Source organism: Bradyrhizobium sp. LB14.3, from assembly GCF_040547985.1.
Lineage (GTDB): Bacteria > Pseudomonadota > Alphaproteobacteria > Rhizobiales > Xanthobacteraceae > Bradyrhizobium.
In genome coordinates, this window is record NZ_JBEPQT010000004.1 from 72113 (window position 1) to 98167 (window position 26055).

At 61.7% G+C, this 26055-nt stretch carries 19 protein-coding genes, 1 pseudogene and 1 other annotated feature; of the genes and pseudogenes, 9 read left to right on the forward strand and 11 right to left on the reverse strand.

Annotation, left to right across the window (positions count from 1 at the left end):
• Window positions 1–119 precede the first annotated feature (119 nt).
• On the forward strand, window positions 120–1709 hold the full coding sequence (locus ABIB00_RS10450) for an amidase family protein (protein WP_354104258.1): 1590 nt from the start codon (window positions 120–122) through the stop codon (window positions 1707–1709).
• Window positions 1710–1886: 177 nt separating this feature from the next.
• On the opposite strand, the gene ABIB00_RS10455 is transcribed toward ABIB00_RS10450, so the two are convergent.
• Together ABIB00_RS10455 and lepA are read right to left on the reverse strand one after the other, a co-directional pair.
• Entirely contained in the window at window positions 1887–3368 is a 1482-nt protein-coding gene (locus ABIB00_RS10455) for a SulP family inorganic anion transporter (protein WP_354104259.1), read from the reverse strand.
• Between the two features lie 81 nt (window positions 3369–3449).
• Window positions 3450–3503: a sequence feature (sul1 is cis-regulatory element that is thought to sense ions involved in sulfur or methionine metabolism; They are found in Alphaproteobacteria), on the reverse strand.
• Window positions 3504–4040: 537 nt separating this feature from the next.
• Window positions 4041–5852, reverse strand: a complete 1812-nt coding sequence (gene lepA, locus ABIB00_RS10460) for a translation elongation factor 4 (RefSeq protein WP_354104260.1) — start codon at window positions 5850–5852, stop codon at window positions 4041–4043.
• Between the two features lie 114 nt (window positions 5853–5966).
• On the opposite strand from lepA, the gene ABIB00_RS10465 reads away from it, so the two are divergent.
• Entirely contained in the window at window positions 5967–7592 is a 1626-nt protein-coding gene (locus tag ABIB00_RS10465) for a glycosyltransferase family 39 protein (protein WP_354104261.1), read from the forward strand.
• A 15-nt stretch (window positions 7593–7607) separates the two neighbouring features.
• Here the strand turns inward: ABIB00_RS10465 and ABIB00_RS10470 are convergent, their stop codons facing one another.
• From ABIB00_RS10470 to ABIB00_RS10490, 5 genes are all read right to left on the reverse strand, one after another.
• Window positions 7608–7925 (reverse strand): HPr family phosphocarrier protein, encoded by a 318-nt coding sequence (locus tag ABIB00_RS10470; RefSeq protein ID WP_247445378.1) that lies wholly within the window; start codon window positions 7923–7925, stop codon window positions 7608–7610.
• The gene (locus ABIB00_RS10475; RefSeq protein WP_007597752.1) at window positions 7922–8323 is read right to left on the reverse strand and encodes a PTS sugar transporter subunit IIA; all 402 of its coding nucleotides are present in this window, start codon (window positions 8321–8323) and stop codon (window positions 7922–7924) included. Before ABIB00_RS10475 ends, ABIB00_RS10470 begins: the two co-directional genes overlap by 4 nt.
• A gap of 133 nt (window positions 8324–8456) precedes the next feature.
• Window positions 8457–8981: an HPr kinase/phosphorylase gene (locus ABIB00_RS10480; protein WP_247348698.1), complete on the reverse strand. Its 525-nt coding sequence runs from the start codon at window positions 8979–8981 to the stop codon at window positions 8457–8459.
• Complete coding sequence (locus ABIB00_RS10485) at window positions 8978–10783, reverse strand: sensor histidine kinase (RefSeq protein WP_354104262.1); 1806 nt, start codon at window positions 10781–10783, stop codon at window positions 8978–8980. The genes ABIB00_RS10480 and ABIB00_RS10485 overlap by 4 nt, the downstream gene beginning before the upstream one ends.
• A gap of 116 nt (window positions 10784–10899) precedes the next feature.
• Window positions 10900–11601 carry a response regulator transcription factor gene (locus ABIB00_RS10490; RefSeq protein WP_007597749.1) on the reverse strand — a complete coding sequence of 234 codons (702 nt, stop codon included), beginning with the start codon at window positions 11599–11601 and terminating at the stop codon, window positions 10900–10902.
• A 240-nt stretch (window positions 11602–11841) separates the two neighbouring features.
• Here ABIB00_RS10490 and ABIB00_RS10495 point away from each other — a divergent pair, with 240 nt between their 5' ends.
• The 3 genes and pseudogenes from ABIB00_RS10495 (at window position 11842) to ABIB00_RS10505 (ending at window position 15699) form a co-directional block, all read left to right on the forward strand.
• Window positions 11842–12591, forward strand: a complete 750-nt coding sequence (locus tag ABIB00_RS10495) for a HugZ family pyridoxamine 5'-phosphate oxidase (protein WP_354104263.1) — start codon at window positions 11842–11844, stop codon at window positions 12589–12591.
• A gap of 298 nt (window positions 12592–12889) precedes the next feature.
• A pseudogene (locus ABIB00_RS10500) lies at window positions 12890–13771 on the forward strand (CHAT domain-containing protein); the annotation flags it as partial.
• Between the two features lie 311 nt (window positions 13772–14082).
• On the forward strand, window positions 14083–15699 hold the full coding sequence (locus ABIB00_RS10505; protein ID WP_354104264.1) for a phosphoenolpyruvate carboxykinase: 1617 nt from the start codon (window positions 14083–14085) through the stop codon (window positions 15697–15699).
• Between the two features lie 208 nt (window positions 15700–15907).
• On the opposite strand, the gene ABIB00_RS10510 is transcribed toward ABIB00_RS10505, so the two are convergent.
• A complete protein-coding gene (locus ABIB00_RS10510; protein WP_354050285.1) occupies window positions 15908–16723 on the reverse strand; it encodes an acyl-CoA thioesterase in 816 nt (271 codons plus the stop codon).
• 94 nt (window positions 16724–16817) lie between these two features.
• Window positions 16818–19349, reverse strand: a complete 2532-nt coding sequence (locus tag ABIB00_RS10515; RefSeq protein WP_354104540.1) for a glycogen/starch/alpha-glucan phosphorylase — start codon at window positions 19347–19349, stop codon at window positions 16818–16820.
• A 206-nt stretch (window positions 19350–19555) separates the two neighbouring features.
• Between ABIB00_RS10515 and ABIB00_RS10520 the strand changes: the two genes are divergently transcribed.
• From ABIB00_RS10520 to ABIB00_RS10535, 4 genes are all read left to right on the forward strand, one after another.
• Window positions 19556–19801: a hypothetical protein gene (locus ABIB00_RS10520; RefSeq protein WP_354104265.1), complete on the forward strand. Its 246-nt coding sequence runs from the start codon at window positions 19556–19558 to the stop codon at window positions 19799–19801.
• Between the two features lie 628 nt (window positions 19802–20429).
• The gene (locus tag ABIB00_RS10525; RefSeq protein ID WP_354104266.1) at window positions 20430–20612 is read left to right on the forward strand and encodes a helix-turn-helix domain-containing protein; all 183 of its coding nucleotides are present in this window, start codon (window positions 20430–20432) and stop codon (window positions 20610–20612) included.
• 7 nt (window positions 20613–20619) lie between these two features.
• Window positions 20620–20904: a hypothetical protein gene (locus tag ABIB00_RS10530; RefSeq protein WP_354104267.1), complete on the forward strand. Its 285-nt coding sequence runs from the start codon at window positions 20620–20622 to the stop codon at window positions 20902–20904.
• Window positions 20894–21136 (forward strand): hypothetical protein, encoded by a 243-nt coding sequence (locus ABIB00_RS10535; RefSeq protein ID WP_354104268.1) that lies wholly within the window; start codon window positions 20894–20896, stop codon window positions 21134–21136. Before ABIB00_RS10530 ends, ABIB00_RS10535 begins: the two co-directional genes overlap by 11 nt.
• A gap of 334 nt (window positions 21137–21470) precedes the next feature.
• Here the strand turns inward: ABIB00_RS10535 and ABIB00_RS10540 are convergent, their stop codons facing one another.
• Together ABIB00_RS10540 and ABIB00_RS10545 are read right to left on the reverse strand one after the other, a co-directional pair.
• Window positions 21471–23027: a hypothetical protein gene (locus ABIB00_RS10540; RefSeq protein ID WP_354104269.1), complete on the reverse strand. Its 1557-nt coding sequence runs from the start codon at window positions 23025–23027 to the stop codon at window positions 21471–21473.
• Between the two features lie 6 nt (window positions 23028–23033).
• Complete coding sequence (locus ABIB00_RS10545) at window positions 23034–25022, reverse strand: HsdM family class I SAM-dependent methyltransferase (RefSeq protein WP_354104270.1); 1989 nt, start codon at window positions 25020–25022, stop codon at window positions 23034–23036.
• Window positions 25023–26055 lie beyond the last annotated feature (1033 nt).

Sequence of the window (26055 nt, forward strand, 5' to 3'; positions counted from 1 at the left end):
ATCCTGGGAGGCCGCCCACGAGGCACGTCATGAAGGAGCCAACCCGCCGCGATGTTCGGCCTGCCGCGGCTTCCACAAGCGTCGAGGAGCAGGCTGAGCCAAAGCTCCATGACGCACCCATGAGCGATATCATCAATGCTTTGACCAGTGGACGGGCCACCGCTACGGCGCTGGCTAAAACCTATCTGGCGCGCATTGATGCCTACGACCGTGGTGGGCCCATGCTCAACTCCGTGCGCGAGCTCAATCCCGACGCGCTCATGATCGCCCGCAAGTTAGATGGCATCGTGCCATCGGCCAAGCGGCCGCTGGCTGGCGTACCGATCCTAGTGAAAGACAACATCGCGACCGGCGACAGGCAGCCGACGACAGCCGGCTCGCTGGCGCTGGAGGGGGCGCGCGCCAGGGACGATGCCACGATTGTCAAGCTGCTGAGGGACGCCGGCGCGGTGATCCTGGGCAAGGCAAACCTGACGGAGTTCGCCAACATCCTCGCGATCGACATGCCCTCGGGCTATTCGTCGCTGGGCGGTCAGGTCAGGAATCCCTACGTACCGGCGCTCGCCGACGATCGCGGTATCCCGCTCGTGGACCCGGGCGGATCGAGCTCGGGTTCGGCGGTCGCCGTGGCGGCAGGTCTGTGTGCAGCCTCTATTGGCACCGAGACCTCCGGCTCCCTGCTGCATCCGGCGAGCCGGAATGGCCTCGTCACCGTGAAGCCGACGGTCGGACTGATCAGCCGAGCCGGCATCGTGCCGATCTCGCACAGCCAGGACACAGCAGGGCCGATGACGCGCACCGTGCGAGACGCGGCGATGCTGCTGAACGTGCTGGCCGCAAAGGACCCGCTCGATCCGGTGACGGAGCGGCAGCGCAGGCCGGCCGATTACACCGCCGATCTCGCGCGGGATGCGTTAAAGGGTGCGCGCATCGGTGTGCCGAGCGACCCCGCCGACCCGCTGAACGATTGCTACTACGGCAAGTTGCCACCCGACGGGACCAGGCTGATGGCCGACGTGATCATGGTGCTGGAGGACCTCGGCGCCGTCATTGTGCGCGCCAGCATGCCGACCGCCGGCTGGATGAACGGACCAGGCACGATCATGGCCGTGCTCAATCGCAATCCGCTGAGCGCCAACAAGGGCAATCCGGTCGCGCAGCGGATCGTCTTCCTCTACGAGCTGAAGCATGACGTCAATCTCTATCTGAGGGATTGGGCGATCAAGACCGACATCAAGACGATCGCCGACATCGTGGCCTTCAACGACGATAACGCCGAAAAGGCGCTGCGTTTCGGCCAGGACCTGTTGCTCGCCGCCAATGCGACCAGGGGCGATCTCAGCGAGCGCGAATACAAATCCGCACGCGCCATGGATCTGCTCACCGCCAGGACGCGCGGCTTGGATGCCTACATGAACCAGCACAAGCTTGATGCTGTCCTATTCCCCGGCGCTATGGGCGCCCCGATCGCTGCCAAAGCAGGTTATCCCAGCGTCATGGTGCCTGGAGGCTTCGTCTCGGGGGCCGACGACAAGACACGCCGGACTATCCGCTCGGCGTCACCTTCGCCGGCCGTGCCTGGAGCGAGCACAAGCTGCTGCGTCTGGCCAACGCGTTCGAGCAGGCGTCACGGACGCACAAGCCGCCCCCCCCGGCCTACCCGGCCTTTAGCTGGGGCCAGAAGGCAACTTAAGCCGTCACTGATGTAGCGCGTAGGACGGGGAGAGCGAAAGCGAAACCCATCAAGCTTCAGCCTTACGATCGGATCGATCTAACAAGAATTACTGCTCCGCCCATCAGGGTAACGGGTTTTGCCAGGGCTCAACCTATCCGCCGATTGATGCGGTGAGTCCGACTTGACCCAGTCGGGCAACATCGTGCTTCCATCAATGGACGGCTTTCGGCCGCGCACCTGGCTTATGGTGCGTACCGAAGCGTTCGACCATCGTGGCGCTGGCCTGGTTGAGTCCGATGATTTCGACTTCGGCGCCGTGGCGACGAAGCTTGAGTACGATGTCATCCAGTGCTCCGATGGCAGTGATGTCCCAGAAATGTGCGTCGCTGACGTCGATTCGGACCCGGCTCGGCACATCGAGGTAGTCGAAGGCATCGACGAGACGGTTGGAGGAGGCGAAAAACACCTGCCCCGTCACGAAGTAAGTGATCTCGCGTCCGTCTTCGGAAAGTTCCGTTTCGATCCCGAGCAGGCGTGCCACCTTGCCGGCGAAGAACACGCCGCTGAGCACGACGCCCGTGAGCACGCCCATCGACAGATCGCCGGTCGCCACAACCACGACGACAGTGGCCAACATCACGACGCTCGAACTTAGGGGATGGGACCGCAGGTTAACGAGGGACGACCAGTTGAACGTGCTGATCGAGACCATGATCATCACGGCTACGAGCGCGGCCATCGGTATCTGCTTCACCCACTCGCCAAGGACAACGATCAGGAACAGCAGGAAGGCGCCGGCGAAGAACGTTGATAGACGGGTGCGCGCGCCGGCGGTGACGTTGATGACCGATTGCCCGATCATGGCGCATCCGCCCATTGCACCGAGGAAGCCGGTGACGAAGTTGGCGACGCCCTGGCCTACGCATTCCCGGTTCTTATTGCTGCCGGTATCGGTCATGTCGTCGACGATCGAAGCCGTCAGAAGCGATTCCAGCAGCCCGACCGCAGCCATCGCCAGCGAGTACGGCAGGATGATCCTCAGGGTCTCCAGAGTAAAGGGGACTTGGGGGATCGCGAAGAATGGGAGGCTGGACGGCAATTCGCCCATGTCGCCGACGGTACGCAGCTTGATACCGGACCACAGCGTAAACGCGGTCAGCACGATGATGCTGACCAGGGCGGACGGCACTCGTTTGGTGACGTAAGGGAACAGATAGATGATGGCCAAGCCCGCGCCGACCATGGCGTAGGTTTCCCAGCCGACGTGCGTCAATTGCGGCAACTGAGCCATGAAAATGAGAATGGCCAAGGCGTTTACAAATCCGGTCATGACCGAGCGGGACACGAACTTCATGAGCAGACCAAGCCGCGCGGCCCCTGCGGCGATCTGAATCAGTCCCATCAGCACCGTCGCGGCGAACAGGTACTGAAGGCCGTGATCGCGGACCAGGGTGATCATCAGCACCGCGGTCGATGCCGTCGCTGCGGAGATCATCGCCGGCCTGCCGCCGACGACGGCAGTCACGCAGGCGATCGAGAATGAGGCGTAAAGGCCCACCTTCGGGTCGACGCCCGCGACAATCGAAAAACCGATGGCCTCCGGAATTAGCGCCAGCGCGACGAGAACACCGGAGAGCAGGTCCGTGGAAACGTTTGTCAGCCACTCGCGGCGGAACGTTTGGTAGAACGTCATTTTGCTGAAACCGATAAGACCAGCGAGGCGACGGGCGGCGCCCGGTCGGCCTAAAGGTAAGCTTCGATATCGCTACGCTGAGGGTTTCCGGGGGATGGGCGCCCGGCCGAGCCACCCGATGAACTCGGGTCCGACGAGCGCTCTCAGTACGATTGCCGCGACGCAACAGCAAGCCAGATATTGTCGGGCGCTAGACGTTCGCAATCGGGAGCAATTCCAGCTTCGCGGACGATTTTTCCAGCAGCCGGGCGTGCCCTGTCCGCCGGGGATCATTCCGGTAGTTTTGAAAGTCCGCTTCGGACGTGAAGCTCACGATGTGGATCTCGATGTGCCGTCCGGATTGCGAAGACGACGCTCCAGAGATCCATTGAACTCAGGCAACAGCGGCAGGACGGCATCCTCGTAGGCTCGAAACGCTTCGACGCCTTCTGGAGGTATCCGGGCTATGAGCACAAACGTGACGGGGGTCGTTTGATAGGACATCACCCTCTGCCGACTGCACCCGCTACGATGATGACACCATGCCCCTGTTTTGCCCGACAAGTCAAACCGGATTCGTAAAAGGCGAAAAGCGCAACGCCAACAATGGGTCGGCTACTGTGCATGGGGTTGTTTTCGCGTTTTTTTTGTCCGGCCCAAACGTTCCGGATCGGAGCTGTCCGAGTCCCCGCCTCAGCTATCCACCTTCAGCGCGGCAATGAAAGCTTCCTGCGGGATGTCGACCTTGCCGAACTGCCGCATCTTCTTCTTGCCTTCCTTCTGCTTCTCCAGAAGTTTTCGCTTACGGGTGATGTCGCCGCCATAGCACTTTGCTGTGACGTCCTTGCGCAGGGCGCGAACGGTTTCGCGCGCGATCACCTTGCCGCCGATCGCCGCCTGGATCGGAATCTGGAACATGTGCGGCGGGATCAGCTCCTTCATCTTCTCGACCATGGCGCGGCCGCGCCCCTCCGCGCGGGTGCGGTGGACCAGCATCGAGAGCGCGTCGACCGGCTCGTTGTTGACCAGGATCTGCATCTTGACGAGATCGGCCGGCTTATAGTCGGTGAGATGATAGTCGAACGAGGCGTAGCCCTTGGAGACCGATTTCAGGCGGTCGTAGAAGTCGAACACGACTTCGTTAAGCGGCAGATCGTATTTCACCATGGCGCGAGAGCCGACATAGGTCAGCTCCTTCTGCGAGCCGCGACGGTCCTGGCACAGTTTCAGCACGCTGCCGAGATATTCGTCGGGGGTGAGGATCGTGGCCTCGATCCAGGGCTCCTGGATCTCCGCGATCTTGACCACATCAGGCATGTCGATGGGATTGTGAATCTCGATCTCGGTGCCGTCGTTGAGCTTCATCTTGTAGATGACGCTCGGCGCGGTTGCGATCAGATTGAGATCGAACTCGCGCGACAGCCGCTCCTGGATGATCTCGAGGTGCAACAGGCCGAGGAAGCCGCAGCGGAAGCCGAAGCCGAGTGCGGCCGAGGTTTCCATTTCGAACGAGAAGCTGGCGTCGTTCAGCCGCAGCTTGCCCATCGCGGCGCGCAGCGTTTCGAAGTCGTCGGCATCCACCGGAAACAGGCCGCAGAACACCACCGGAATCGCAGGCTTGAAGCCCGGCAGCATTTCGGTGATTGGCTTTCTGTCGTCGGTGATGGTGTCGCCGACGCGGGTGTCGGCAACCTCCTTGATCGCCGCGGTGATGAAGCCGATCTCCCCGGGGCCGAGCTCGTCGACCTGCGTCATCTTCGGGGTGAAGAAGCCGACGCGTTCGACGTCATAGGCAGCACCCGTGCCCATCATGCGGATGCGGCCGCCCTTCTTCATCACGCCGTCGACGACGCGGATCAGCACGACCACGCCGAGATAGACGTCGTACCAGCTGTCGACCAGCAACGCCTTCAGCGTGGCGTCGCGATCGCCCTTCGGCGGTGGCAGGCGAGTGACGATCGCTTCGAGCACGTCGGGAACGCCGAGGCCCGTCTTGGCCGAGATCATCACGGCGTCCGAGGCGTCGATGCCGATCACGTCTTCGATCTGCTGCCTGATCTTCTCGGGTTCGGCGGCGGGAAGGTCGACCTTGTTCAGGACCGGCACGATCTCATGACCGGCGTCGAGCGCGTGGTAGACGTTGGCAAGCGTCTGCGCTTCCACGCCCTGGCTGGCGTCGACCACCAGCAGGGAACCCTCGCAGGCCGCCAGCGACCGCGAGACTTCGTAGGCGAAGTCGACATGGCCCGGCGTGTCCATCAGGTTGAAGATGTAATCCTTGCCGTCCCTGGCGTGGTATTTCAGCCGAACCGTCTGCGCCTTGATAGTGATGCCGCGCTCGCGCTCGATGTCCATGGAATCGAGCACCTGCTCCTTCCCGGCCATTTCGCGGTCGGTGAGGCCGCCGGTGATCTGGATCAGACGGTCGGCCAGCGTCGATTTGCCATGGTCGATATGGGCGACGATGGAGAAATTGCGAATGTTGGAAATGGGGACGGTCGTCATGGGCGCGGGATACCACTCACATCCCCGTGCGGCAACCATATTGCTGTAATTTCAGGGCCTTTGTTCACGCCAAGCTGATTCCACCAGGTGCCAAAACGCGCTACGCAACGGCCCATGTCCACGACCTCGATCCCGTCTGCCCGAGCGCGCGCGAAGTCCCGGGTGAGCTATGCCCGCTTTCGGGCCTGGCTGGTTGCCAGCGCGACCCGGCCGGAGGCGCGCCTCTGGCTGGTGATCCAGCTCGCCATCCTGCATGCGGTGCTCTGGACCTTCATCCTGATCAACCTGAAGGCTGCGCAGGACGTTCATATGGACGTCGCAGAAGCCTGGGGCTGGGGGCAGAAATTCCTGTGGGGCTATGGCAAGCACCCGCCGCTGTCGGGCTGGGTCGCCGGCGTCTGGTTCATGGCATTCCCGCCGACGGACTGGGCGACCTATGCGCTGGCGATGGCGACCGTCAGCGTCGGCATGGTGATCTGCTGGCTCATCGCTTTGCGCGTCGTGGATGCGCGGCGCGCGTTCCTGGTCGTGGTGATGGTCGCGCTCTACCCGATCTTCAATTTCAAGGGTTTCAAGTACAATCCCGACCTGCTCCAGCTCGTCACTCTGCCGCTTCTCGTGCTCGCCTATCTCAATGCGTTCGAGAAGCGGAGCTGGCAATCCGGAGTCTTGCTCGGACTTGCCGGCGCGCTGGCGCTGATGACCAAATACTGGGTGCTGACCATGATCGGCGCCATCGGGTTTGCCGCGTTGATCCATCCAGAGCGGATGAGGTTCCTGTCGTCGCCGGCGCCATGGGTTGCGATCGTGACGATGGTGGTGGCGATGATCCCGCACATCGTCTGGCTGGCGGATGCGCATTTCGTGCCGCTGACCTATGCCGGCGACACCTACAGCCTCGAGGACAGCGGCCAGGTGCATCAGCTCGTGGCCGGCTATGCCCTGCATAATCTCGCGTTGCTGGCATTGCCGGTGGCGCTGGCCGCGCTGGCGATGGCCCTTGTGCCGCATTGGGTCTCGCTGCTCATGCGCGCGCCCTTGCGCATCGTCACGCGGGCCTGGGCGCGCGGCGCGAATCCCGGTGTGAACCTTTCGCAGGCGCGCAACGTCTGGATCATCCAGATCATCGTCGCATTCGGCCCCGCGCTCGGCGCGCTGGCCTTCAGCATCTACATGAAGACCGACTGGGGCATCTCGCTGTTCTTCCTGGTGCCGCTCGCGCTGGTCGCGATCCCGGCGTTGCGGGTGCAGAGTGCTGCGCTGTTCAACATTGTCGCGATCTGGCTCGTGCTCAGCGTCGCGACGCTCGCTGCCTCGCCCTGGATCGCCGCGCGCGAGATGGCGGCCAATGCCGGCAACACGGCGACCTATGGCGCGCGCTCGGATCTCGCGCGTGAGCTGACGCAGGCCTGGCACGCGCGCTTCGCCTCGCGCTGGGCGGTCGTCGCCGGCACCATGGAATCGATCCAGCCGATGGTGTTCTACAGCCCCGATCATCCGGCCGCGTTCACGCCGCTCGAAGCCTGGGGGTCCGGGTTGATCTCGCCCGATGACGTCAAGAGATACGGCTTCATCGGCGTGTTCGATCCGGCCGACGGTCGCTTGCCGGCGTTCGAGAAATGGGTGTTCGAGGTTGCGCCGAACGCCGAGCGCATCGTGATGACGACGCGCCGCTTCACTCACGGCAAGGCCGGTCCGTCGATGAGCTGGAATATCTACATCGCGCCGCCGGGGAAGTGATCGAGGCGAAGCCGCCTAAATCCCTTCCTCGTTGAATTTGCTTTCAACGAGCTCGGTGATTGCGGCGAGTGCGGCTTCGGCATCGTCGCCGGCGGCCGCCACAGTGATGGTCGTGCCAGGACCAGCGGCGAGCATCATCAGGCCCATGATCGAGGTCCCGCCGACGGTCTCGCCGCCGCGCGTCACCCAGACCTGCGCGTTGAAGCGCTCGACGGCCTGGACGAACTTTGCGGAGGCCCGCGCGTGCAGGCCGCGCTTGTTGATGATCAGGAGGTCTTTGGAGATCGCGCCCGCGGGCACACCCGTCCCGGCTTGCGGCGCCTCGTCGCTCATTTGCCGGCGAGCACGCGGCTGGCGATGGTGACGTATTTGCGGCCCGCTTCCTGCGCCATCGCGATCGCGTCGGGTAGCGGACGCTCCTCGCGTACCTTGGCGAGCTTCACCAGCATGGGAAGGTTGATGCCCGCGAGCACTTCGACCTTCGGCCGGCTCATGCAGGATATTGCGAGGTTCGACGGCGTGCCGCCAAACATGTCGGTGAGGATCGCGACGCCGTCGCCGGAATCGACGCGGTTAACCGCTTCTATGATGTCGCTTCGACAGAGATCGGAATCATCTTCGGCGCCGATCGTGATCGCTTCGATTTGCTTTTGTGGGCCCATGACATGTTCAAGCGCTGCCTTGAATTCGTCGGCAAGGCGCCCGTGGGTCACAAGTACTAGACCAATCATCGGAAAACTCCTCGCGGGCGCTTTTGGTGCACCGCACGAACGCGCCACTTTGACCATCCAGAGCCCCCGCGCAAGAGGGGATGTTGCGTATCTCCCTGAATCTAGACGGATGGATGAGGGGAGCTGCGCCGGTCTATTCGGTCGCGAGTGTGGGGTTCATATGGTTACCATTTCCCTTCAAACAATCGCCTGAAGGGTTAACGGAAGATGAACTCTTGGTAGTGGTCAAGGCGGCGACAACCAAAGGAAGTGGCGAATAGTCGCGGCCAACCGGGATTCGCGGTATTTCGGCACCTAAAATGCTTGTTTTCAGGGATTCGGCCGCTGGCAGCCGCTCCGCGTCCGCTGCGTCGAGATCGACCACGAGGCCGACGGTCGCATGCTCCACGAAGTCGCAGCGGCGGATTCCCAGCCCCCGGATTTCGATCAAGCCGGCCAGTGTCCTGCTCGGGCGGACCTCAATTTCGCGGCCGACTGTCGCCAGATGGACACGGTCGTCACCGACCAGAACGGCCCTTTCGACCACGCCGCTGCGTCCCGCCATGATCAAATCGAAGGCAAGGCGCGACTTGCCGGAGCCGGAAGGCCCGCGGATCAGCACCGCCAGATCTCCCACCTTGACGGCGGAGGCGTGAATGCTGGGGCCGCCCTCGCTCATAGTGCCGGCAGCCTCACCACGAAGCGCGCGCCGACAGCGGTAGGCGCTCCGTCCTCGTCCGCCGGGCCAGGGCGGTTCTCCGCCCAGATGCGTCCGCCATGGGCGTCGATGATCTGCTTGGAGATCGACAGGCCGAGGCCGGAGTTCTGGCCAAAGCCCTGATGTGGTCGGTCAGTGTAGAAGCGCTCGAAGATGCGTTGCAGCGCGTCGTCGCGAATGCCGGGACCGTCGTCGTCGACCACGATCTCGATCTCTCCGCGCACGCGGCGGCAGGTGAGGCGCACCTTGTTGCCGGGCTCGGAGAAGGATTGTGCGTTGGCGAGCAGGTTGGAGACCACCTGTCCGAGCCGCGAATCGTGGCCGGTCACGGCGAAACTGTCGGTCGGGCTGCGGCCTTCGAAGCGCGTTTCGACCGCGACGTCATGGCCGAGCTTGGTTTCATTGGCGACGGAGACGAGCGTCGTCAGCAGGCGGCGCAGGTCGACCGGGATCGCATCCTGGCGCTGCAGTTCGGCATCGAGGCGGCTGGCGTCGGAGATGTCCGAGATCAACCGGTCGAGCCGCTTGACGTCATGCTCGATCACTTCGAGCAGGCGTGCGCGGCTGTTGTCGTTGCGCGCCAGCGGCAGCGTCTCGACCGCAGAGCGCAAAGAGGTCAGCGGGTTCTTCAATTCATGCGCGACGTCGGCAGCGAACATCTCGATCGCCTCGATGCGGCTGTAGAGCGCGCTGGTCATGTCGCGCAGCGCACCGGAGAGATGGCCGATCTCGTCGCGACGGCGGGTGAAGTCGGGAATCTCGACGCGGGTATTGATGCGGCGGCGGATGCGTTCGGCGCTGTCGGCAAGCCGGCGCACGGGCCCCGCGATCGTGCTCGCAAGCAGCAGCGACAGCATGATCATGACCGCGGCGGCGACGCCGCCCACTTTGAGGATAGCGAGGCGCTCGGCAGTGACCATCTGGTCGATGTCGTCGCCTTGCGTCGACAGCATCAGCGCCCCGTGGATGGCGCGCGAGCGCAGTACGGGGACCGCGACCGAGACGATCACCTCGCCGCGCGAATTGACCCGCACCATCGAGCGCTTCTGGCCATGGAGCGCGTCGCCCACCTCCGCATAGCCGTTGCCGTTCTCGGGCCCGAGCTCGCGATAGAGCGGCAGGTCGCCGCGGTTCAGCCAGGTGCGGACCGCGACCATGCCGCGTTCGACGATGCCCGGGTTCTCGGCGGAGACCGACGGCAGGGGGAAGCGCACCACGGTCTCGAGGCTGCGGCTGTCGACCAGCAGGCTGCCGTTCGGGTCGTAGATGCGGGCGCGCGTCTTGGTCGGCGAGATCAGCGTGCGCAGCACCGGCGCCACGCGCTCCGGATTGATCGGAAAATCCAGCGGCGAATACTCGTCCGACCCGCCATAGGTCTCGCCCGGCTTGAGGTCGAGCAGCCGGTCGGGATCGATGGTGATGGCGTTGGTCTGCACCGTCGCGGAGGCCGCGATCGCGCCGGCGATGATCTCCGCCTGCACCAGCAGGCTCTGCGCGCGCGCGTCGATCAGGCCGGCGCGGAACTGCGACAGATAAAGGATGCTCGCCACCAGCGCCACAAGGCCGGCGAGGTTGAGCGAGACGATGCGGCGAGTCAGGCTCGAGAAGGACAGCGCGAAGAAGAACTGCCCGGCGCGCGTCAGCCAGTTCAGCGGCCGCCAGCCGTGCACGGCCGGCTTGTCATCGGCCAATTGATCCGGATCGCCGTGGGCGGTGACGTCCTCGGCGTTCTGGTTCTCGTCAGGCTGCGTTCGGTCAAGCAATGCTCACGCCCGCGTTAGGACAACTCGTGCGAAGGTCCTCGCATCCTAGAGCCATCCCGGTCGTGATGGAATCAGAACCGGCGATGCTCTCAGTCTTTGGTGAAGGCGCGTGCGCCTCAGGCTTCCTTGAAGCGGTAGCCGACGCCATAGAGCGTCTCGATCATCTCGAATTCGTTGTCGACCACCTTGAACTTCTTGCGCAGTCGCTTGATGTGGCTGTCGATGGTGCGGTCGTCGACATAGACCTGATCGTCATAGGCGGCGTCCATCAGCGCGTTGCGGCTCTTCACCACGCCGGGCCGGGTCGCGAGCGCCTGCAGGATCAGAAATTCGGTAACGGTCAGCGTCACCGGCTCGTTCTTCCAGGTGCAGGTATGCCGTTCCGGATCCATGCGCAGCAGGCCGCGGTCGAGCGCCTTGGCGTCGTTCTCCTTCGGCGTGACGGTCGGGTCCTTCGGCGCCGACCGGCGCAGCACGGCCTTGACGCGCTCGACCAGCAGGCGCTGCGAGAACGGCTTCCGGATGAAGTCGTCGGCGCCCATCTTGAGGCCGAACAGTTCGTCGATCTCTTCGTCCTTGGAAGTCAGGAAGATCACCGGCAGGTCGGATTTCTGCCTGAGACGGCGCAGCGTCTCCATCCCGTCCATGCGCGGCATCTTGATGTCGAGGATGGCAAGATCGGGTTGGGTGGTGCGGAAACCGTCAAGCGCGGAGGCGCCGTCGGTGTAGGTCATGATGCGGTAGCCTTCGGCTTCCAACGCGATCGAGACGGATGTGAGAATGTTGCGGTCGTCGTCGACCAAAGCGATTGTGGGCATGAGCCTCTGCTTTCTGCTTTCCGTTTGAATCGTGGCTTAAAACGGCGAGCAATCCAGTGGTGCGCCGCATAGATGGGTGCCGATTTGGCAGTCGAACCTTGTTACCGAGCAATGCAAGCTAGGCTGAAGTGTGACCAAGTTCCACGAAACACGGCAGGTTCGCCGTATCTCGACCCATAACCAGGCCCCGGTTTACCCGAAAAATGGCACTCCATGCAACCACCTGAGCCGAGAAAGCCGATGCAACCGACCTCCGATTTCGACCCCGGAAAGCTCGCCAAATCGCTGCTGCGGCGGTCGCGGCAGGGGGCCCTGGCAACGTTGATGGCCGGCAGCGGCGATCCCTATTGTTCCCTGGTCAATCTGGCCAGCCATCCGGACGGCTCGCCCATCCTGCTGATCTCGGGATTGGCCGTGCACACCAGGAACATCCTGGCCGATAGCCGGGTCTCCCTGATGCTGGACGAGCGGGCGGCGGGCGATCCCCTGGAGGGCGCCCGGATCATGCTGTCCGGTCACGCCGAGCAGGCCGATGCCGACAAGGATCTGCTCCGGCGACGGTATCTCGCTGCCCATCCCTCTGCGGAAGCGTTTGTTTCCTTCAAGGATTTCTCCTTCTACCGGATCCGGCCCACGGGAACCCATCTGGTTGCCGGCTTCGGCCGCATCGTCGATCTCAAGCCCGGGCAATTCCTCACGGACCTCACCGGGGCCGAGGATTTGCTGGCGGCGGAGGAGGGAGCGGTCGCGCACATGAATGCCGACCACCGCGACGCCATGGGCCTTTATGCAACAAAACTGCTCGACGCGGCCGAGGGCGACTGGCGCTGCACCGGTTGCGATCCTGAGGGCATCGACATGCAGGAGGGCCAGACCGTGCTGCGGCTGGACTTCCCGGAGTGGGTGGCTGATGGCACGGCGCTGCGCAAGATGCTGGTCCGCCTCGCTGGCGAAGCGCGCACAAAGACGGACCAGAGCGCCAAAATTTGAACGCTGCTGCCCATCGCCGCGACCCGAAGGCGACGGCGAGCTGTTCATGGCAGGATATAATCGACTGGCGCTGGTTGCGGGTTTGGCGCTCTCGATTACCGCATCGCTTGTCACGCCAAGCTTTGCGCAGAAAGGCCTTGCCCAGAAAGGTCTCGCCGCGGAGAGCACGCGGATCAACGCACTCATGAGCGCCGGCAAATATTCGGAAGCACTGCCTTTGGCGCAAGGCATGGTCGCGAGCCTGGAGAAGAGCGACACCGGTCGCGAACTCTCCGCCGCGTTGAACAACTTGGGTGTGCTCGAAGGCTATCGCGGCGCCGCCTGGCTGCTGCGGCGTCAGGCCGTCTCCGTGCTGCCGTCGGTGGTCAGCCTGAAATCGCTGCGCGCCTTCGCGCGGAGGGATCATGGCGTGAAGCCGATGACCGGCTTTGGCGATCCCGTGTTCAATCCTGCGCTTGAAGCGCCCGCCGAGCGGCGCGCCGCGAACGGCAAGGCCGCCGCGCGCAGCATCGCGACCATCGCCTATACCGACTTCTGGCGCGGTGCCGGCGTCGATCGCGCGCGGCTTGCGCAGGCGTTGCCGCAACTGCCGGATACCGCCGACGAGTTGAACGCGGTGGCCAGGGATGTCGGGGCTGCCGAGGCCGATATCCATCTCGGCCGCGACGCCAGCGAGACGACGCTCAAGCGTGCAGCGCTTGCTCAATACGGCATCATCTACTTTGCCACCCACGGTCTCGTTGCCGGTGATATCAAAGGCCTGGGTGAGCCCTCGCTCGCGCTCTCCATTCCCGATCAGCCCACTGAGCTCGATGACGGTCTGCTTACCGCGAGTGAAGTCGCCCAGCTCAAGCTCAATGCGGATTGGGTTGTACTGTCGGCCCTGCAACACCATCGCAGGCGACAAGCCCGGCGCCGAGGCGCTGTCGGGACTGGCACGCTCGTTCTTCTATGCCGGCGCCCGCGCCCTGCTGGTCTCGCATTGGGCGGTGGATTCGGAAGCTGCCACCCGCCTGACCACGACGACTTTCGAGCTGCTCAAAAACGATCCAAAAATCGGTCGTGCCGAAGCTTTGCGCCGCGCGATGTTAACCTATGTTGATGACACCTCGTCACCGCGCAATGCCTATCCCGCGATGTGGGGCCGTTCGCGCTCATCGGCGAAGGCGAGGCACGATAGGACGGCGTTAGAAATTGCTCAGAGAAACTGTCCTTGGGCATTTGTGCGTCGCAATAACCTTGGGAAACGCCGAAACGTGCATTTGGTTGCGCGATCATTCGTGATTTTTTGATGCGCCTGCTCAGAGCTGACATGCGCGGCGTTTGGTGCGGTCCTTGAATAAACCAAATCCTGCGGGATCAGCTTGGCAACGCCAGCGTTCATCAGTATTAGGTCGCGCAGCCGAGGCCGGATGGCCTATCATTCACGGTGACCGCGACGGCGCTAAAGCATGATCGCGCTGAGAGTCGCGGGTTCTAGGAGGATTTTTCGTGCAAGAGACGGGCGTGCGCAACGGTGCCTTCGGTGCCGACAAATTCGGTTTAAAGAATCTCAAGCAGGTTCACTGGAACCTCGGTGCGCCGCAACTCTATCAATACTCGCTCTCCGCGGGCGAGGCGGTGCTGTCGGCCGATGGCGCGCTCTGCGCCGACACCGGCGAGTTCACCGGCCGCAGCCCCAAGGACAAGTTCACGGTGCGTGACGCCACCACCGACAAGAAGATGTGGTGGGCCGGCAACCAGTCGATCACCGCAGAGCAGTTCGAGACGCTCTACCAGGACTTCCTCAAGCACGCCGAAGGCAAGTCGCTGTTCGCGCAGGACCTCTACGGCGGCGCCGATCCGGCCTACCGCATCAAGACTCGCGTCTTCACCGAGCTCGCCTGGCATTCGCTGTTCATCCGCACGCTGCTGATCCGCCCCGAGGCGGTCGAGTTGTCGAGCTTCACGCCGGAGCTCACCATCATCGACATGCCGAGCTTCCGCGCCGATCCGAAGCGCCATGGCTGCAAGTCGGAAAACGTCGTCGCGATTGATTTCGCCCGCAAGATCGTGCTGATCGGCGGGTCTTATTATGCCGGCGAGATGAAGAAGTCGGTCTTCACCACGCTGAACTACTATCTGCCCGAGCGTGGCGTGATGCCGATGCATTGCTCGGCCAATGTCGGCGCCAAGGGCGATGCCGCGATCTTCTTCGGCCTGTCCGGCACCGGCAAGACCACGCTGTCCGCCGATCCCAACCGCACGCTGATCGGCGACGACGAGCACGGCTGGGGCCCGAACGGTGTCTTCAATTTCGAAGGCGGCTGCTATGCCAAGTGCATCAAGCTGTCGCAGGAAGCCGAGCCCGAGATCTACGCGGCCTCGACGCGCTTCGGCGCGGTGCTCGAGAACTGCGTGCTCGACGAAGACACTCGCGTGGTCGATTTCGACGACGGCTCCAAGACCGAGAACACGCGTTCGGCCTATCCGCTCGAATTCATCCCGAACGCCTCGCGCACCGGCCGCGCGCCGCAGCCGAAGAACGTGGTGATGCTCGCCGCCGATGCCTTCGGCGTGCTGCCGCCGATTGCCAAGCTGTCGCCGGCGCAGGCGATGTATCACTTCCTGTCGGGCTACACCGCCAAGGTCGCCGGCACCGAGCGCGGTCTCGGCAACGAGCCCCAGCCGGAATTCTCGACCTGCTTCGGTTCGCCCTTCCTGCCGCTCGACCCCAGCGTCTACGGCAACATGCTGCGCGACCTGATCGCCCAGCACAATGTCGACTGCTGGCTGGTCAACACCGGCTGGACCGGCGGCAAGTACGGCACCGGCTCGCGTATGCCGATCAAGGTGACGCGCGCGCTGCTCACCGCCGCGCTCGACGGCTCGCTTCGCAACGTCGAATTCCGCACCGACAAATATTTCGGCTTCGCGGTCCCGACCGCGCTGCCGGGCGTGCCGAGCGAGATCCTCAACCCGGTCAACACCTGGAAGGACAAGGACGAGTTCGACAAGACCGCCCGTGCGCTGGTCGGCATGTTCCAGAAGAACTTTGCCAAGTTCGAAGCGCAGGTCGACGCCGAGGTCCGCGCCGCTGCGCCGGACGTGAAGCTCGCGGCGGAGTAAGCTCGCACCGCTTGAAACGCAAAAGGGCGGCCGCGAGGCCGCCCTTTTGTCTTTCCTTCCCTCTTGCGGGAGAAGGTGGCGCGAAGCGCCGGATGAGGGGTTCTCTCCGCGCGTTCAACCGCAAGGAAGCGCTCGCGGAGAGAACCTCTCACCCGTCTCGTCGCTTCGCGACGAGCCACCCTCTCCCGCAAGGAGAGACGGGAAGCGCCTACGCCTTGAAATACGCAATCTGCGTTGTCGTCGCGAGCAGTCGCCCGTTCGGGGACCACAGCTCGGCGTTCTGGTCGGCGTAGCTCTTGTGCATAATCTTCGCGTCGGCCGTCGCGAGCACACGGGTGATGTCCTCGGCCGCGAGCTCTTCACTGTCAGTGTGAAAATACGTCGTCAGCGACACCGTGCCGAACGGCACCAGCTCGCGCCGCGCGTGGAAGATGCGGCCGAAGAAGGCGTCCGACATCGACATCAGCGACGGCATGTCGAGCTTGCGTGGCGTGCGGTCGCCGATCCATATTTTTGAATAGGTGCTGGCGAGCTCGGCCTGCGGCGGCCCGATCCTCATCTCGCCCTCGACAAACCGGAATTCATACTGGTTGGCCCAGGACGCCGCGATCTTCGGGAACGGCAGCGTCTCTTCGAACGGCTTAGTGTCAGGATATTGCGCCACCCTGTGCTCCCAGGACGGCCGGCGTTCGGCGAATACGGCAGTGGCGAGCGTTGCGACCTCGCCGCCGCCTTGCGACAGTTCGACGCTCCAGTGCTGGCTGGAGCGGTTGGCCTTCACTAGCCGCAGGTCGAGATCAAACGGCCCCTTCGCGATCGGCGCGCAGTAATTGACGGTAAGCGCCAGCGGATCACCGGCGCGTTCCGGATGGTCGATCAGCGCGCGCAAAATGGTCGCCGCGGTGACGCCGCCGAACGGGCCGACGAAGGCCCAGTAATCGTCACTGGTGTGCCCTTGCCAGCTGCTATCGCCCGCGGTGATGCGGGTGGCGTCGTCGAAAGGGTGCGGAAGCTTGGCGTGCATTGTCATGTCCGGCGCTCAATGACGGACGTCATATCACGTCCGTCGCTGGCCTGTGCAATTACCTCTGGAGTAGCCGATTTCACGCTGCGGAAAATCAGCCGGCCGCGCCGCGCTGGTCCTCCGCGTCCTGGAATGGCGGCGTGATCGGATTGACCGGTACATTCCAGATTTCCTCGGCATATTCGCGGATGGTGCGATCGGAGGAGAACCACGCCATGCGCGCGACGTTGAGGATGGAGGCGCGCGTCCAGGCCGGCGCCACTTGCCAGCGCGCATCGACGCTGCGCTGCGCCTCGTAATAAGAATCGAAATCGGCGCTGACCATATAATGGTCAAGGTAGCGTAGCGCGTGCGCGATGGATTCGAAGCGGCCGGGATCGCCGGGCGAGAACTCGCCGGCGCCGATCGCATTGATGGCGCGCTGGAGCTTTGGCGAATTGCGGATCACGTCGGAGGCGTCCAGCCCCTGCTTGCGCCGCATCATCACGTCGCCAGCTTCCATGCCGAAGATCGCGATGTTCTCCGCGCCGACATGGTCGCGGATCTCGATGTTGGCGCCGTCGAGCGTGCCGATGGTGAGAGCACCGTTCAGCGACAGCTTCATGTTGCCGGTGCCGGAGGCTTCCATGCCGGCAGTCGAGATCTGCTCGGACAGGTCGGCCGCCGGAATGATCACCTCGGCGAGGCTGACATTGTAGTCCGGCAGGAAGACGACCTTGAGCTTGCCGTCGATCGCAGGATCGTTGTTGACGACTTCCGCAACGTCGTTGATCAGCTTGATGATCAGCTTGGCGTAGCGATAGCTCGCCGCGGCCTTGCCCGCAAAGATCTTCACCCGCGGCACCCAGTTGCCGTTGGGGTCGTCCTTGATCGCCTGGTACAGTGCGACTGTCTCGATCACATTGAGAAGCTGGCGCTTGTATTCGTGGATGCGCTTGATCTGCACGTCGAACAGCGCGGTCGGATCAACCTTGATGCCGAGCCGCTCGCCGATCAGGCGGGCGAGCGCGGTCTTGTTGTGAAGCTTGACCGCGCGGAATTTGCGCTGGAATTCGACGTCGCTGGCGCGGGCTTCGATCAGGCTGAGCTGGGTAGGATCGTCGAGCACGGCGTCGCCGCAGGTCTCGCGCAACAAATCTGTCAGCTTCGGGTTCGCCAGCATCAGCCAGCGGCGGAAGGTGATGCCGTTGGTTTTGTTGGTGATGCGGCCGGGATAAAGATGGTTGAGGTCGTGGAACACGGTCTCGCGCATCAGGTCCGAATGCATCGCCGAGACGCCGTTGATGCGGTGCGAGCCGACGAAGGCGAGCTGGCCCATGCGCACGCGCCGCCCGCTCCTCTCGTCAATCAGCGAGACCGAGGCACGGAAGTCGATGTCGCCGGGCGCGCGCGCTTCGGCGAGCGCGAGATGCTGCACGTTGATGCGGTAGATGATCTCGAGATGCCGCGGCAGCAGCCGCTCGAACAGCTCGACCGGCCAGGTCTCGAGCGCCTCGGGCAGCAGCGTGTGGTTGGTGTAGGATAGCGTAGCGACCGTGATCTTCCAGGCTTCGTCCCAGCGGAAATTGTGCAGGTCGACGAGGATGCGCATCAGCTCGGTGACGGCGAGGCTCGGATGGGTGTCGTTGAGCTGCACCGCGACCTTGCTCGACAGGCCGCGGAGTTGGCCGTCCGACGCAAGATGCCGCTTGATCAGATCCTGCAGCGAAGCCGAGACGAAGAAATATTCCTGGCGCAGCCGCAACTCGCGTCCCGCCGGACTCTCGTCGTTCGGATAGAGGAATTTGCAGATCGCTTCCGCGCGCGATTGCTCGGCGGTGGCGCTGACATAGTCGCCCTTGTTGAAGGCGTCGAGCTTCAACGGATCGGGCGAGCGCGCCGACCACAGTCGCAGCGCGTTGACGTGCTGACCGCGCCAGCCGACGATCGGCGTATCATAGGCGATCGCCTGCACGGTTTCGGACGGATGCCAGATCGCGCGGTCGCGGCCCTTGTCGTCGACATGCTCGATGCCGCCGCCGAAATTGATGTCATAGATCACTTCCGGCCGCTGCAATTCCCAGGGGTTGCCGAAGCCGAGCCATTCGTCCGGATATTCCTGCTGCCAGCCCTGATTGATGATCTGGCGGAACAGGCCGTAATCATAACGGATGCCGTATCCGATCGCGGGGATCGACAGCGTCGCCATGCTTTCCATGAAGCAGGCGGCGAGGCGGCCAAGGCCGCCATTGCCGAGCGCGGCGTCCGGCTCGCATTTGCGCAGTTCCGGCAGCGATACGCCGAGATCGCCGAGCGCGACCTCGAAGATCTTGAGAAGCCCCATATTGTTGAGCGCGTCGGTGAAGAGACGGCCGATCAAAAATTCGAGCGAGAGATAATAGACGCGCTTGCGCCCGGCATCGTAGCTGCGTTTCTCCGCGCTGAGCCAGCGATGCACGATACGGTCGCGCAGCGCCAGCGCCGCGGCCTGGTACCAGTCGTGCTTGGTCGCCATGCCCGCGTCCTTGCCGACGGCGAGGCGCAGCTTCGCCAGGATCGCGCCCTTGATCTCAGCCAGTGCGAGTTCGTCGATGGGCTGGCCGGGTGCGGGTGCGGGAAAATTGGGCTGGAACGATGAATCTTGCAAAGCCGTCACTTCCTGGTCCAAAGACTACTACTCACCCTACGCATCTTGGCACCGTACCGGAACCATCGCTGGCGCGGCCGTGCACTGCGCTGGCGTAAAATTATGCAAGGAACGGGCCGATTTGGGAACCCGGACGCCTACGGGGAAACGTGGATTTGGTGCTAGAATGGCGGCAGATTCAGCCATCAGTGTGGAGAAGACGTCCCATGAAGCCTCTGATGAGACTGCTGATCGAAATCGCCGCGGTCGCCTTCCTCGTCGTCTGCATCACCGCCTCCGGCGCAGCCTTCGCCGCCGGCGAGACGGGCCGCAGCGCCGACGGTCTGAATTGCGGCGTCACTCTCCCGCAAAACGCATCCCCGGCCACGCGCTGCGCCGCCATCAAGCGCCAATGCGGCGGCAAGTTTTATGCGAGCGCGTGTGGGGACAGGCTGATGTCGGCGGTGAATTGAGGGGAAGTGTACTGCGCCGAAATTGGTGTCGTGCCCGCGAAGGCCGGCCGGGGCCCCGGCCCCCCACTGGTGGGGGTGGTGAAAAATAAAAAAAAAAATAAAAATAATTTTTTTAATAATTTTTTTTTGGGGGGGGGGGTGGGGGCGGCGGTGTTGGGGGGGGGGTTCTTCGGGGGTCTAGCCCCCGCGCCGGGGGGGGGGGCCCCCCCCCCCCCCCCCCCCCCCCCCCCCCCCGACCCTGTGGAGGCGGTGGAACAAATTAAGAACACTTTAGCAAGTCTTTGATATATCATTGTGATTCGGCGTGCGGCCGACACCATATCTAGCGTCCGTCAGACTTTGCGAGGACTACATGTCCATGTCGAATTGCAGAAACCTCTACTGTTATAGCACAAATCGCAATTTCGGAATTTCGTTTCCCCGTCTCATTCCCCACCGTATCCTGAGCGGTCTCAGGTAATCTTTTCTAAACCGAATTGACCGCCTTTAGGACCGGGAGTAGGGCAGGGTCATCAGCCCGGTCCTAAACGGGCAACGCGGCATCGCTGCGACGGCATAGGCACTGCGCATCCCTCGCGCAATCGACAGGCTCACCATTGGCTGTCGAGGGTCTCCACGGGAGACCTATATGCCCAAACCACTTCCCCAGAACTGCCTCACCGTTGAAGGCGTCGCCGACTATCTAGGTGTCGCGCCTCTTACTGTCCGTCGTCTGATTCAGCGCCGCAAGCTGAAGGTGCTTCGCATCGGGCGCCGCGTTGCCGTCACCCCGGCGGCGCTCGAAAAATTCATCGCCGAAAACGAGAAGTGAGGCGGTGATGTCAGTCATCCTGATCGACCCCTACCGTGTTGTGTGCGACGAACGCGAGGAGGTTTATCGCAAGTGTTGGTTCTCGCAACTGATGTTCGGCCGCGTCGGGGAAGACGGGCCATGCTATCAGCCGCGTGTGTCTCAGGAGGAGCTTGATCGAGCTCTCGCCTCAACCTCGCTCAGACCCAAGCAAGTCGCGCTAGCGAAGCAAATTGCCTCAGAATATGCCGGGTTCGTTTTTCGATCCGAGGTGCAGCGCATCGCGGATTTGAGAGTTCTGCATGAGCGATAAAGCACATAGGCGGCCGATTGATCGTCTCGCAGTCCTGAAACATGTCGGGCTTCTAGAACACCGATACGGCGACCGGCTGCCGGAGGACCAAGACGCGGCGATCGAATGGCACTTGAACCGCATGATCGAAGATGCGGACCCCGCCGTGCGCTCGATCGTCCAGCGTATCGCCGCTGACATCGAAGCTATGTACCGGGCGCGGCGAACGTCTCGTCTTCACTGGGGCCGCTGACGTAAGACCGGGGCCGGCCCTGCTTCCTTAGTTGGGGCTGGCTCTCGCTTGACTCCGCTCCGGCCTGTTCTACGCTGACGGTGTGGGGAGATAGATAAAGCGGTGCGCGAGCGGCGCATTCAACAGATCGCTATGGAGATCGATTGGCAGGGCAGCGACAGTGACGCCTTCGCCATGGAATATGTTCGCGCCATGATCGCCTAATCACCGCGCCAATGTGAGCGTACCATCTGGCGCTCGCCGATGGGATCGACGTGCGGCGCCCAGTTCGCCCTGCGCACTGGGCATTTCTTTTCAAGCTGGGCGTCAAGCAGCCGTTGATCGCAAGCGCCGGTTAGTTGTGCTTCTTGGAAAGACTTTTTTCTTTCACTTTTTTGGTCAGCGCGCTTTTGCGGCTAGCCGAATACCAGTGCTTCCGCGCAACCTCAACGACCTCTGAGACAGCATCTCCGCCCGAAATGTACTTTGCCGCCTGAGCTAACGCCAGTTCACTGAAGCGTTTCTGATCCTTTTCAAATAAGTCACAGATGGCCCGTGCCCTGGCCGTAGAGGTAGGCACCTCGATGCTCCCAACAATTCCCAGCACCCGTAGCATCTCTACATAACGAACACGGTCATACGCTCCTAAATCGACTACCTTGTTCTTGAGGTGGATGACACCACCATCGAAAAGAGGTTCAGTATCCGGCAAGCCTACTGATGAAGGTACGTTCACCACCTCCATTACTTCTGCATTAGACAACAAGTCCTTTGGATACAGGCGAATTTCGTGCTCGATTTCCTCCCAAACGCGCTTGCCCGCAACTTCAACAGGCTTTTGATCGCGAGTCTGACCGGTAGCATGCATTTGGCGACGGTTTGCGCGCATCTGCGTTTCTACATTTTCGATACTAGCGCGCCATCGCCCATAACTCGTGTAAAGCCGCTCCAATAGCGCAGCGGACTGCCCCGCAGACAAGCCCAGACCGACAAGTAAGGTCGTGTCCAGATCGCGCCGAAGCTGGCCCACCACGCCATCTGATGATGGTGCGGGAACCAACTTCCCGCCTTTGCGAATAGATTCAAACGCCTTCAGAATCTTCTTAGAAGCTACATCGCTAAATCTCCGAAAGTCAGGCACCATGATGCGACGGGCTGCGGGTGGCCCAACATCAAACGCGCCTTCGACGCCGGTAGCGACCCCCTCGAGCAATCTTCCAATAGCAGCGAACGTGCTGTTCAAGACAGCCCCCAACAATTCGCTAGACTGCTGATCATGCGGCTCTACGCCAACAAATCTACCGTTGAGAATTGCACCGCTTGGATTGTGCCACGCGCCGTAGTCATAGGCCGAATTATAAGGCAATACCCATTCACCAGCGACCAACGCCCGTACCTGCCTATACCAGCCGACATCGCTCGCGTTACTCTTCACCAGTTCGCCTGTGTGAATTCCCTTAAGTTCACCTAGCTTCACATACTCGCCCAATCCATGGCGGAGCTTTCCAGCGCGCGGGTAGATATAATAATGTTTTGGGACCTCCGGAATTCTGAACGACCTATCGCTCCCAACGAACAGTTGATGGGGATTGAGGACAGCCGGCTTCAAATCAGAGGTTGATACCTCTCCGCGCCATCCATCCATTCCCTCGACCGTCACTAGCCCTCGTCGAGATATCAATTGCTTGCCCTCGGACGCGTCCTCGATTCTTTCAAGGAAGAAAAAGCCGTCGGCTCCTGTTTTCAAGCCCAGCTTAATCGTCGCTAGCTGAGCTAACGGGACAAAGTCAGGTCTCGCAGCTAGCTCCAACCCGACTTTAGGCGCCCGCAGGAAGCGGGCTCGCCAGGCCGCACCGATGTAGGGCGGATGGGCAGGAGACAGTAGGCTCGTCGACCGCTTATCGTCATGCATGACCGATCATTCCGCGTTGGCCGCAACTTTACTACCCAGGGAACGTAGCGCCGCCTGGGATACTACGCTCCAATCCATTTCGTCAGATTCGCCGTCACCAGACAGATCCAAGATCGTGTTCCGAAGCGTGTCGACAGCATCTATGTGCGCTCGTAGAGATTCGTGCAGCCCGATCAACGATCGCAGTGTTCGCCGCAGTGTTATGAATCGCACAAAATTGCTGTCGCGCTCGGCTTCGTCAGAGCATTGCTTTGCAATCGTAACGACAGTGCCGACGCGCGCCTCGGAGAACCAGGCCTCGGCTCCGCTTTCGATGAAGGCTTCGATCTTGAAATTGTTCAGAAGCCATTCCTGTAGAACGACCCCGTAGTCACTATCCAACCATTCGCCGGACGTGAGCAGAGCGAGATATCCGCCGGGTTCAAGAAATTTCGCGCCGTGAAGCCAAAAGTACACATGATAATTAGCGGACTTTGGCATCTTCGAGGGAGATCGCACGAGCCCCCCTCTTCCGAGGATACTGGCGGCCTCTGCTTGACGGTCTCGACCTAACTTATGAATGCGTACGTAAGGCGGGTTCCCGACGACCGCTCGCATGGTTGGCAGAGTGACCGGACTCTTGATGGGGACGCCCGAAGTCGCCGATTGAAGCGGTAGCTGCATCAGCTCGTCGCCGAGTTCGGTGCGAAAAAAGCTCTTGGTCGCTACGCGTGGATAGTTGTTCTCAAATTCCAGTTGTCGGATTGCGAGATTGACGGTGGCAATCGTCGCTGCAAAGCGGGATACATCAGTCCCAAAAAGCTGTTCAAGCCGCTGCTGATGGGTTTGCTCAGGCAGAAGCGCTTTTTTCCTGACATAAGCGCGGACCAGAAATGTCCCACCGCCGATGGCAGGGTCGAGGACGTTTCCTACACCGTCCTTCAGCGCAAAAGACAGCATCAAATCGACGACGTCGGATGAAGTATAGTGTTGTCCCCATTCATAACGCTCGTGCGGCTCGATGAGCCTTTCGAATAGCCGGCCAAGAATGTCATGGTCGATTGTGCTGAGATCAAAATGCTCGATGTGTTGAATCATGCGTCGCCAGAACGGCACGCAAGCGTCTGTTATCAGAGCATACTCTGAGACTCGATCCCACGAGAACAGCGTGTCATAGTCGCCCGACAGCCGACGCGCCTCATCGAGCTGGAATGTCAACATCCGAGCTGCGAGCTTGCTGCTGTTGTTCGGCTCTGGCGGCAGCGACAGAGATCCAAGCTGCGGCTTGGAGCGCCGCAGCGCCTCGTAGAACATGAGGCGCGTAACGAACACGTACGCCGTTAATTTTGCAGCGCGATTGATCTCCTCGTCCCACCTCGAAGGGTCATGCACCCATCCCTGCTCATCAACCATCCACTCAATCAGTTCGTTCTGAAAACTCATGTCAGAATTGCGTCTTGCATGAAGGGCGTCGCGAATTGCCGCAACCGGGGCCGACATCAACTCCCTAAGCACTTCGACAAAGAGAGCATCGGCCGCCATACCTGCCGGCTTCGTTAAGCCGGCGACGATGGGGGCAATATCTTGAAACGCCGTGATCCAGGCCTTGGACATCTTCTGAAGAACGTGCGGATCGTCGAGGTCCTCACGTCTAAAGGCTTCCCCCAAGACTTCCTTGTGGACAATCTTGGTTATGAGAGAGCCGGTCTGAAGGGTGTCTATGAGGAACAGTGACTTTGCATCGGACGTGAACGCCCAACGGCAGCCATGAGAATGCGCCTTGTCGACGGCGTCACGCAGGTTGTCGAAGTCCAGCGGCGAGGGGTTTTGGTGATCGGGTAAGCGAATTTCACCACACAAGGCCGGCGAGTCACCGATGACCACTAAGTCGCTTCGCCGCCTGCCGCCCGGCACGTCCTTCTCGACTTGGACCTTGTGGAATCGCCAAACCGGATTAGCGGCCGCTGCCTGTTCCCACCACTTGCTTACTTCGGCCGCGAAGCCCCACTCGTTCATTACAACTTCCCCCCGGACGGCCGGAGGTTAGCGAAACCCTCCTTCGAAACGGTTAACCAATTCTTGACGACAAATCGAGCCACCGTGGCTCAACGGGTCTCGTGCTTCCGGATTTCGAGATTTTTGCGCTTTCTTTTTTTTGTTCAGAATTGGACATTCTCGAGAAATCGAGAGCTTACGCTAGGGCACATCACGTTTGCCGGAGAGCCTGCTCAAAGCGGACTCACCCCATAGCCTATCTCGCTGATTTCCGTAGCTCCGAATCCGCCTTGGCGAGCCGGCATGGTCAGCTGACGCTGATGGACATCGCTTTCATTCGCGTCAACGCTTCCTTCACCACGATCATGCCCAAGGCCAAGGCAGCATGCCCGAACGTGGTTAAGCGGTTTCGCATAGTACCCGTTATGGAATCTTTTCGGGCTCGCGCAAGCCGCGTGCCAGCCTGTTTGGTGGGCAAATGCATAGCTCTGCCGAAACAGCCCAAGCCATGTGCCCGGCGCATTAGGGATTCGTTAACGCTCGCGCCGGTTGAGGTCGTGTGTATACGAACGATCATGCCAGACCTCGACTATCCCGAAGGGGAGGCGCCGTGCGGATCTGCCGAAGCGGGGCATTTGATTAAAATTATTCGGAGGCCATGGGTGGCGAGATCGCGAGTTAGGCATAAAAGTTAAGGTTAGCGCCCGCAGATCCATATATCTTGTGTCACCGCGCGCTAGAAGCCATAAATTGTGTCTGACACACGGCAAGGTTAATAAGAATGGTTAACGCCCCCTTAGGACGCCATTCGGCAGGGCTTCGAAGCCATCTTCCCGGACAATACCGTCCAATTCCGGCGGAAGTTTTGTTTTATTCACCCCTCCTTGTCGCAGTTGTCTCACCTGTCTCAGCTTCCTCCTCTAGAGGGTCCAACGGACTTGGGGGTAAGTAGGGAAGAAGCTGCGACACCCGAGACAGGTGCGACAGAAATTGAAACTCGACAGCGTCAGAGCCCCCAGCTTTGCCGCAATATCCACCGGGCCGAGCTACCCTG

What these genes read in the sequence shown, in the direction of transcription:
- ABIB00_RS10450 (WP_354104258.1), top strand. Translation starts at nt 120, where the DNA reads ATGAGCGATATCATCAATGCTTTGACCAGTGGACGGGCCACCGCTACG.
- ABIB00_RS10455 (WP_354104259.1), bottom strand. Translation starts at nt 3,368, where the DNA reads ATGACGTTCTACCAAACGTTCCGCCGCGAGTGGCTGACAAACGTTTCC.
- lepA (WP_354104260.1), bottom strand. Translation starts at nt 5,852, where the DNA reads ATGACGACCGTCCCCATTTCCAACATTCGCAATTTCTCCATCGTCGCC.
- ABIB00_RS10465 (WP_354104261.1), top strand. Translation starts at nt 5,967, where the DNA reads ATGTCCACGACCTCGATCCCGTCTGCCCGAGCGCGCGCGAAGTCCCGG.
- ABIB00_RS10470 (WP_247445378.1), bottom strand. Translation starts at nt 7,925, where the DNA reads ATGAGCGACGAGGCGCCGCAAGCCGGGACGGGTGTGCCCGCGGGCGCG.
- ABIB00_RS10475 (WP_007597752.1), bottom strand. Translation starts at nt 8,323, where the DNA reads ATGATTGGTCTAGTACTTGTGACCCACGGGCGCCTTGCCGACGAATTC.
- ABIB00_RS10480 (WP_247348698.1), bottom strand. Translation starts at nt 8,981, where the DNA reads ATGAGCGAGGGCGGCCCCAGCATTCACGCCTCCGCCGTCAAGGTGGGA.
- ABIB00_RS10490 (WP_007597749.1), bottom strand. Translation starts at nt 11,601, where the DNA reads ATGCCCACAATCGCTTTGGTCGACGACGACCGCAACATTCTCACATCC.
- ABIB00_RS10495 (WP_354104263.1), top strand. Translation starts at nt 11,842, where the DNA reads ATGCAACCGACCTCCGATTTCGACCCCGGAAAGCTCGCCAAATCGCTG.
- ABIB00_RS10510 (WP_354050285.1), bottom strand. Translation starts at nt 16,723, where the DNA reads ATGCACGCCAAGCTTCCGCACCCTTTCGACGACGCCACCCGCATCACC.
- ABIB00_RS10520 (WP_354104265.1), top strand. Translation starts at nt 19,556, where the DNA reads ATGAAGCCTCTGATGAGACTGCTGATCGAAATCGCCGCGGTCGCCTTC.
- ABIB00_RS10525 (WP_354104266.1), top strand. Translation starts at nt 20,430, where the DNA reads ATGCCCAAACCACTTCCCCAGAACTGCCTCACCGTTGAAGGCGTCGCC.
- ABIB00_RS10530 (WP_354104267.1), top strand. Translation starts at nt 20,620, where the DNA reads ATGTCAGTCATCCTGATCGACCCCTACCGTGTTGTGTGCGACGAACGC.
- ABIB00_RS10535 (WP_354104268.1), top strand. Translation starts at nt 20,894, where the DNA reads ATGAGCGATAAAGCACATAGGCGGCCGATTGATCGTCTCGCAGTCCTG.
- ABIB00_RS10540 (WP_354104269.1), bottom strand. Translation starts at nt 23,027, where the DNA reads ATGCATGACGATAAGCGGTCGACGAGCCTACTGTCTCCTGCCCATCCG.
- ABIB00_RS10545 (WP_354104270.1), bottom strand. Translation starts at nt 25,022, where the DNA reads ATGAACGAGTGGGGCTTCGCGGCCGAAGTAAGCAAGTGGTGGGAACAG.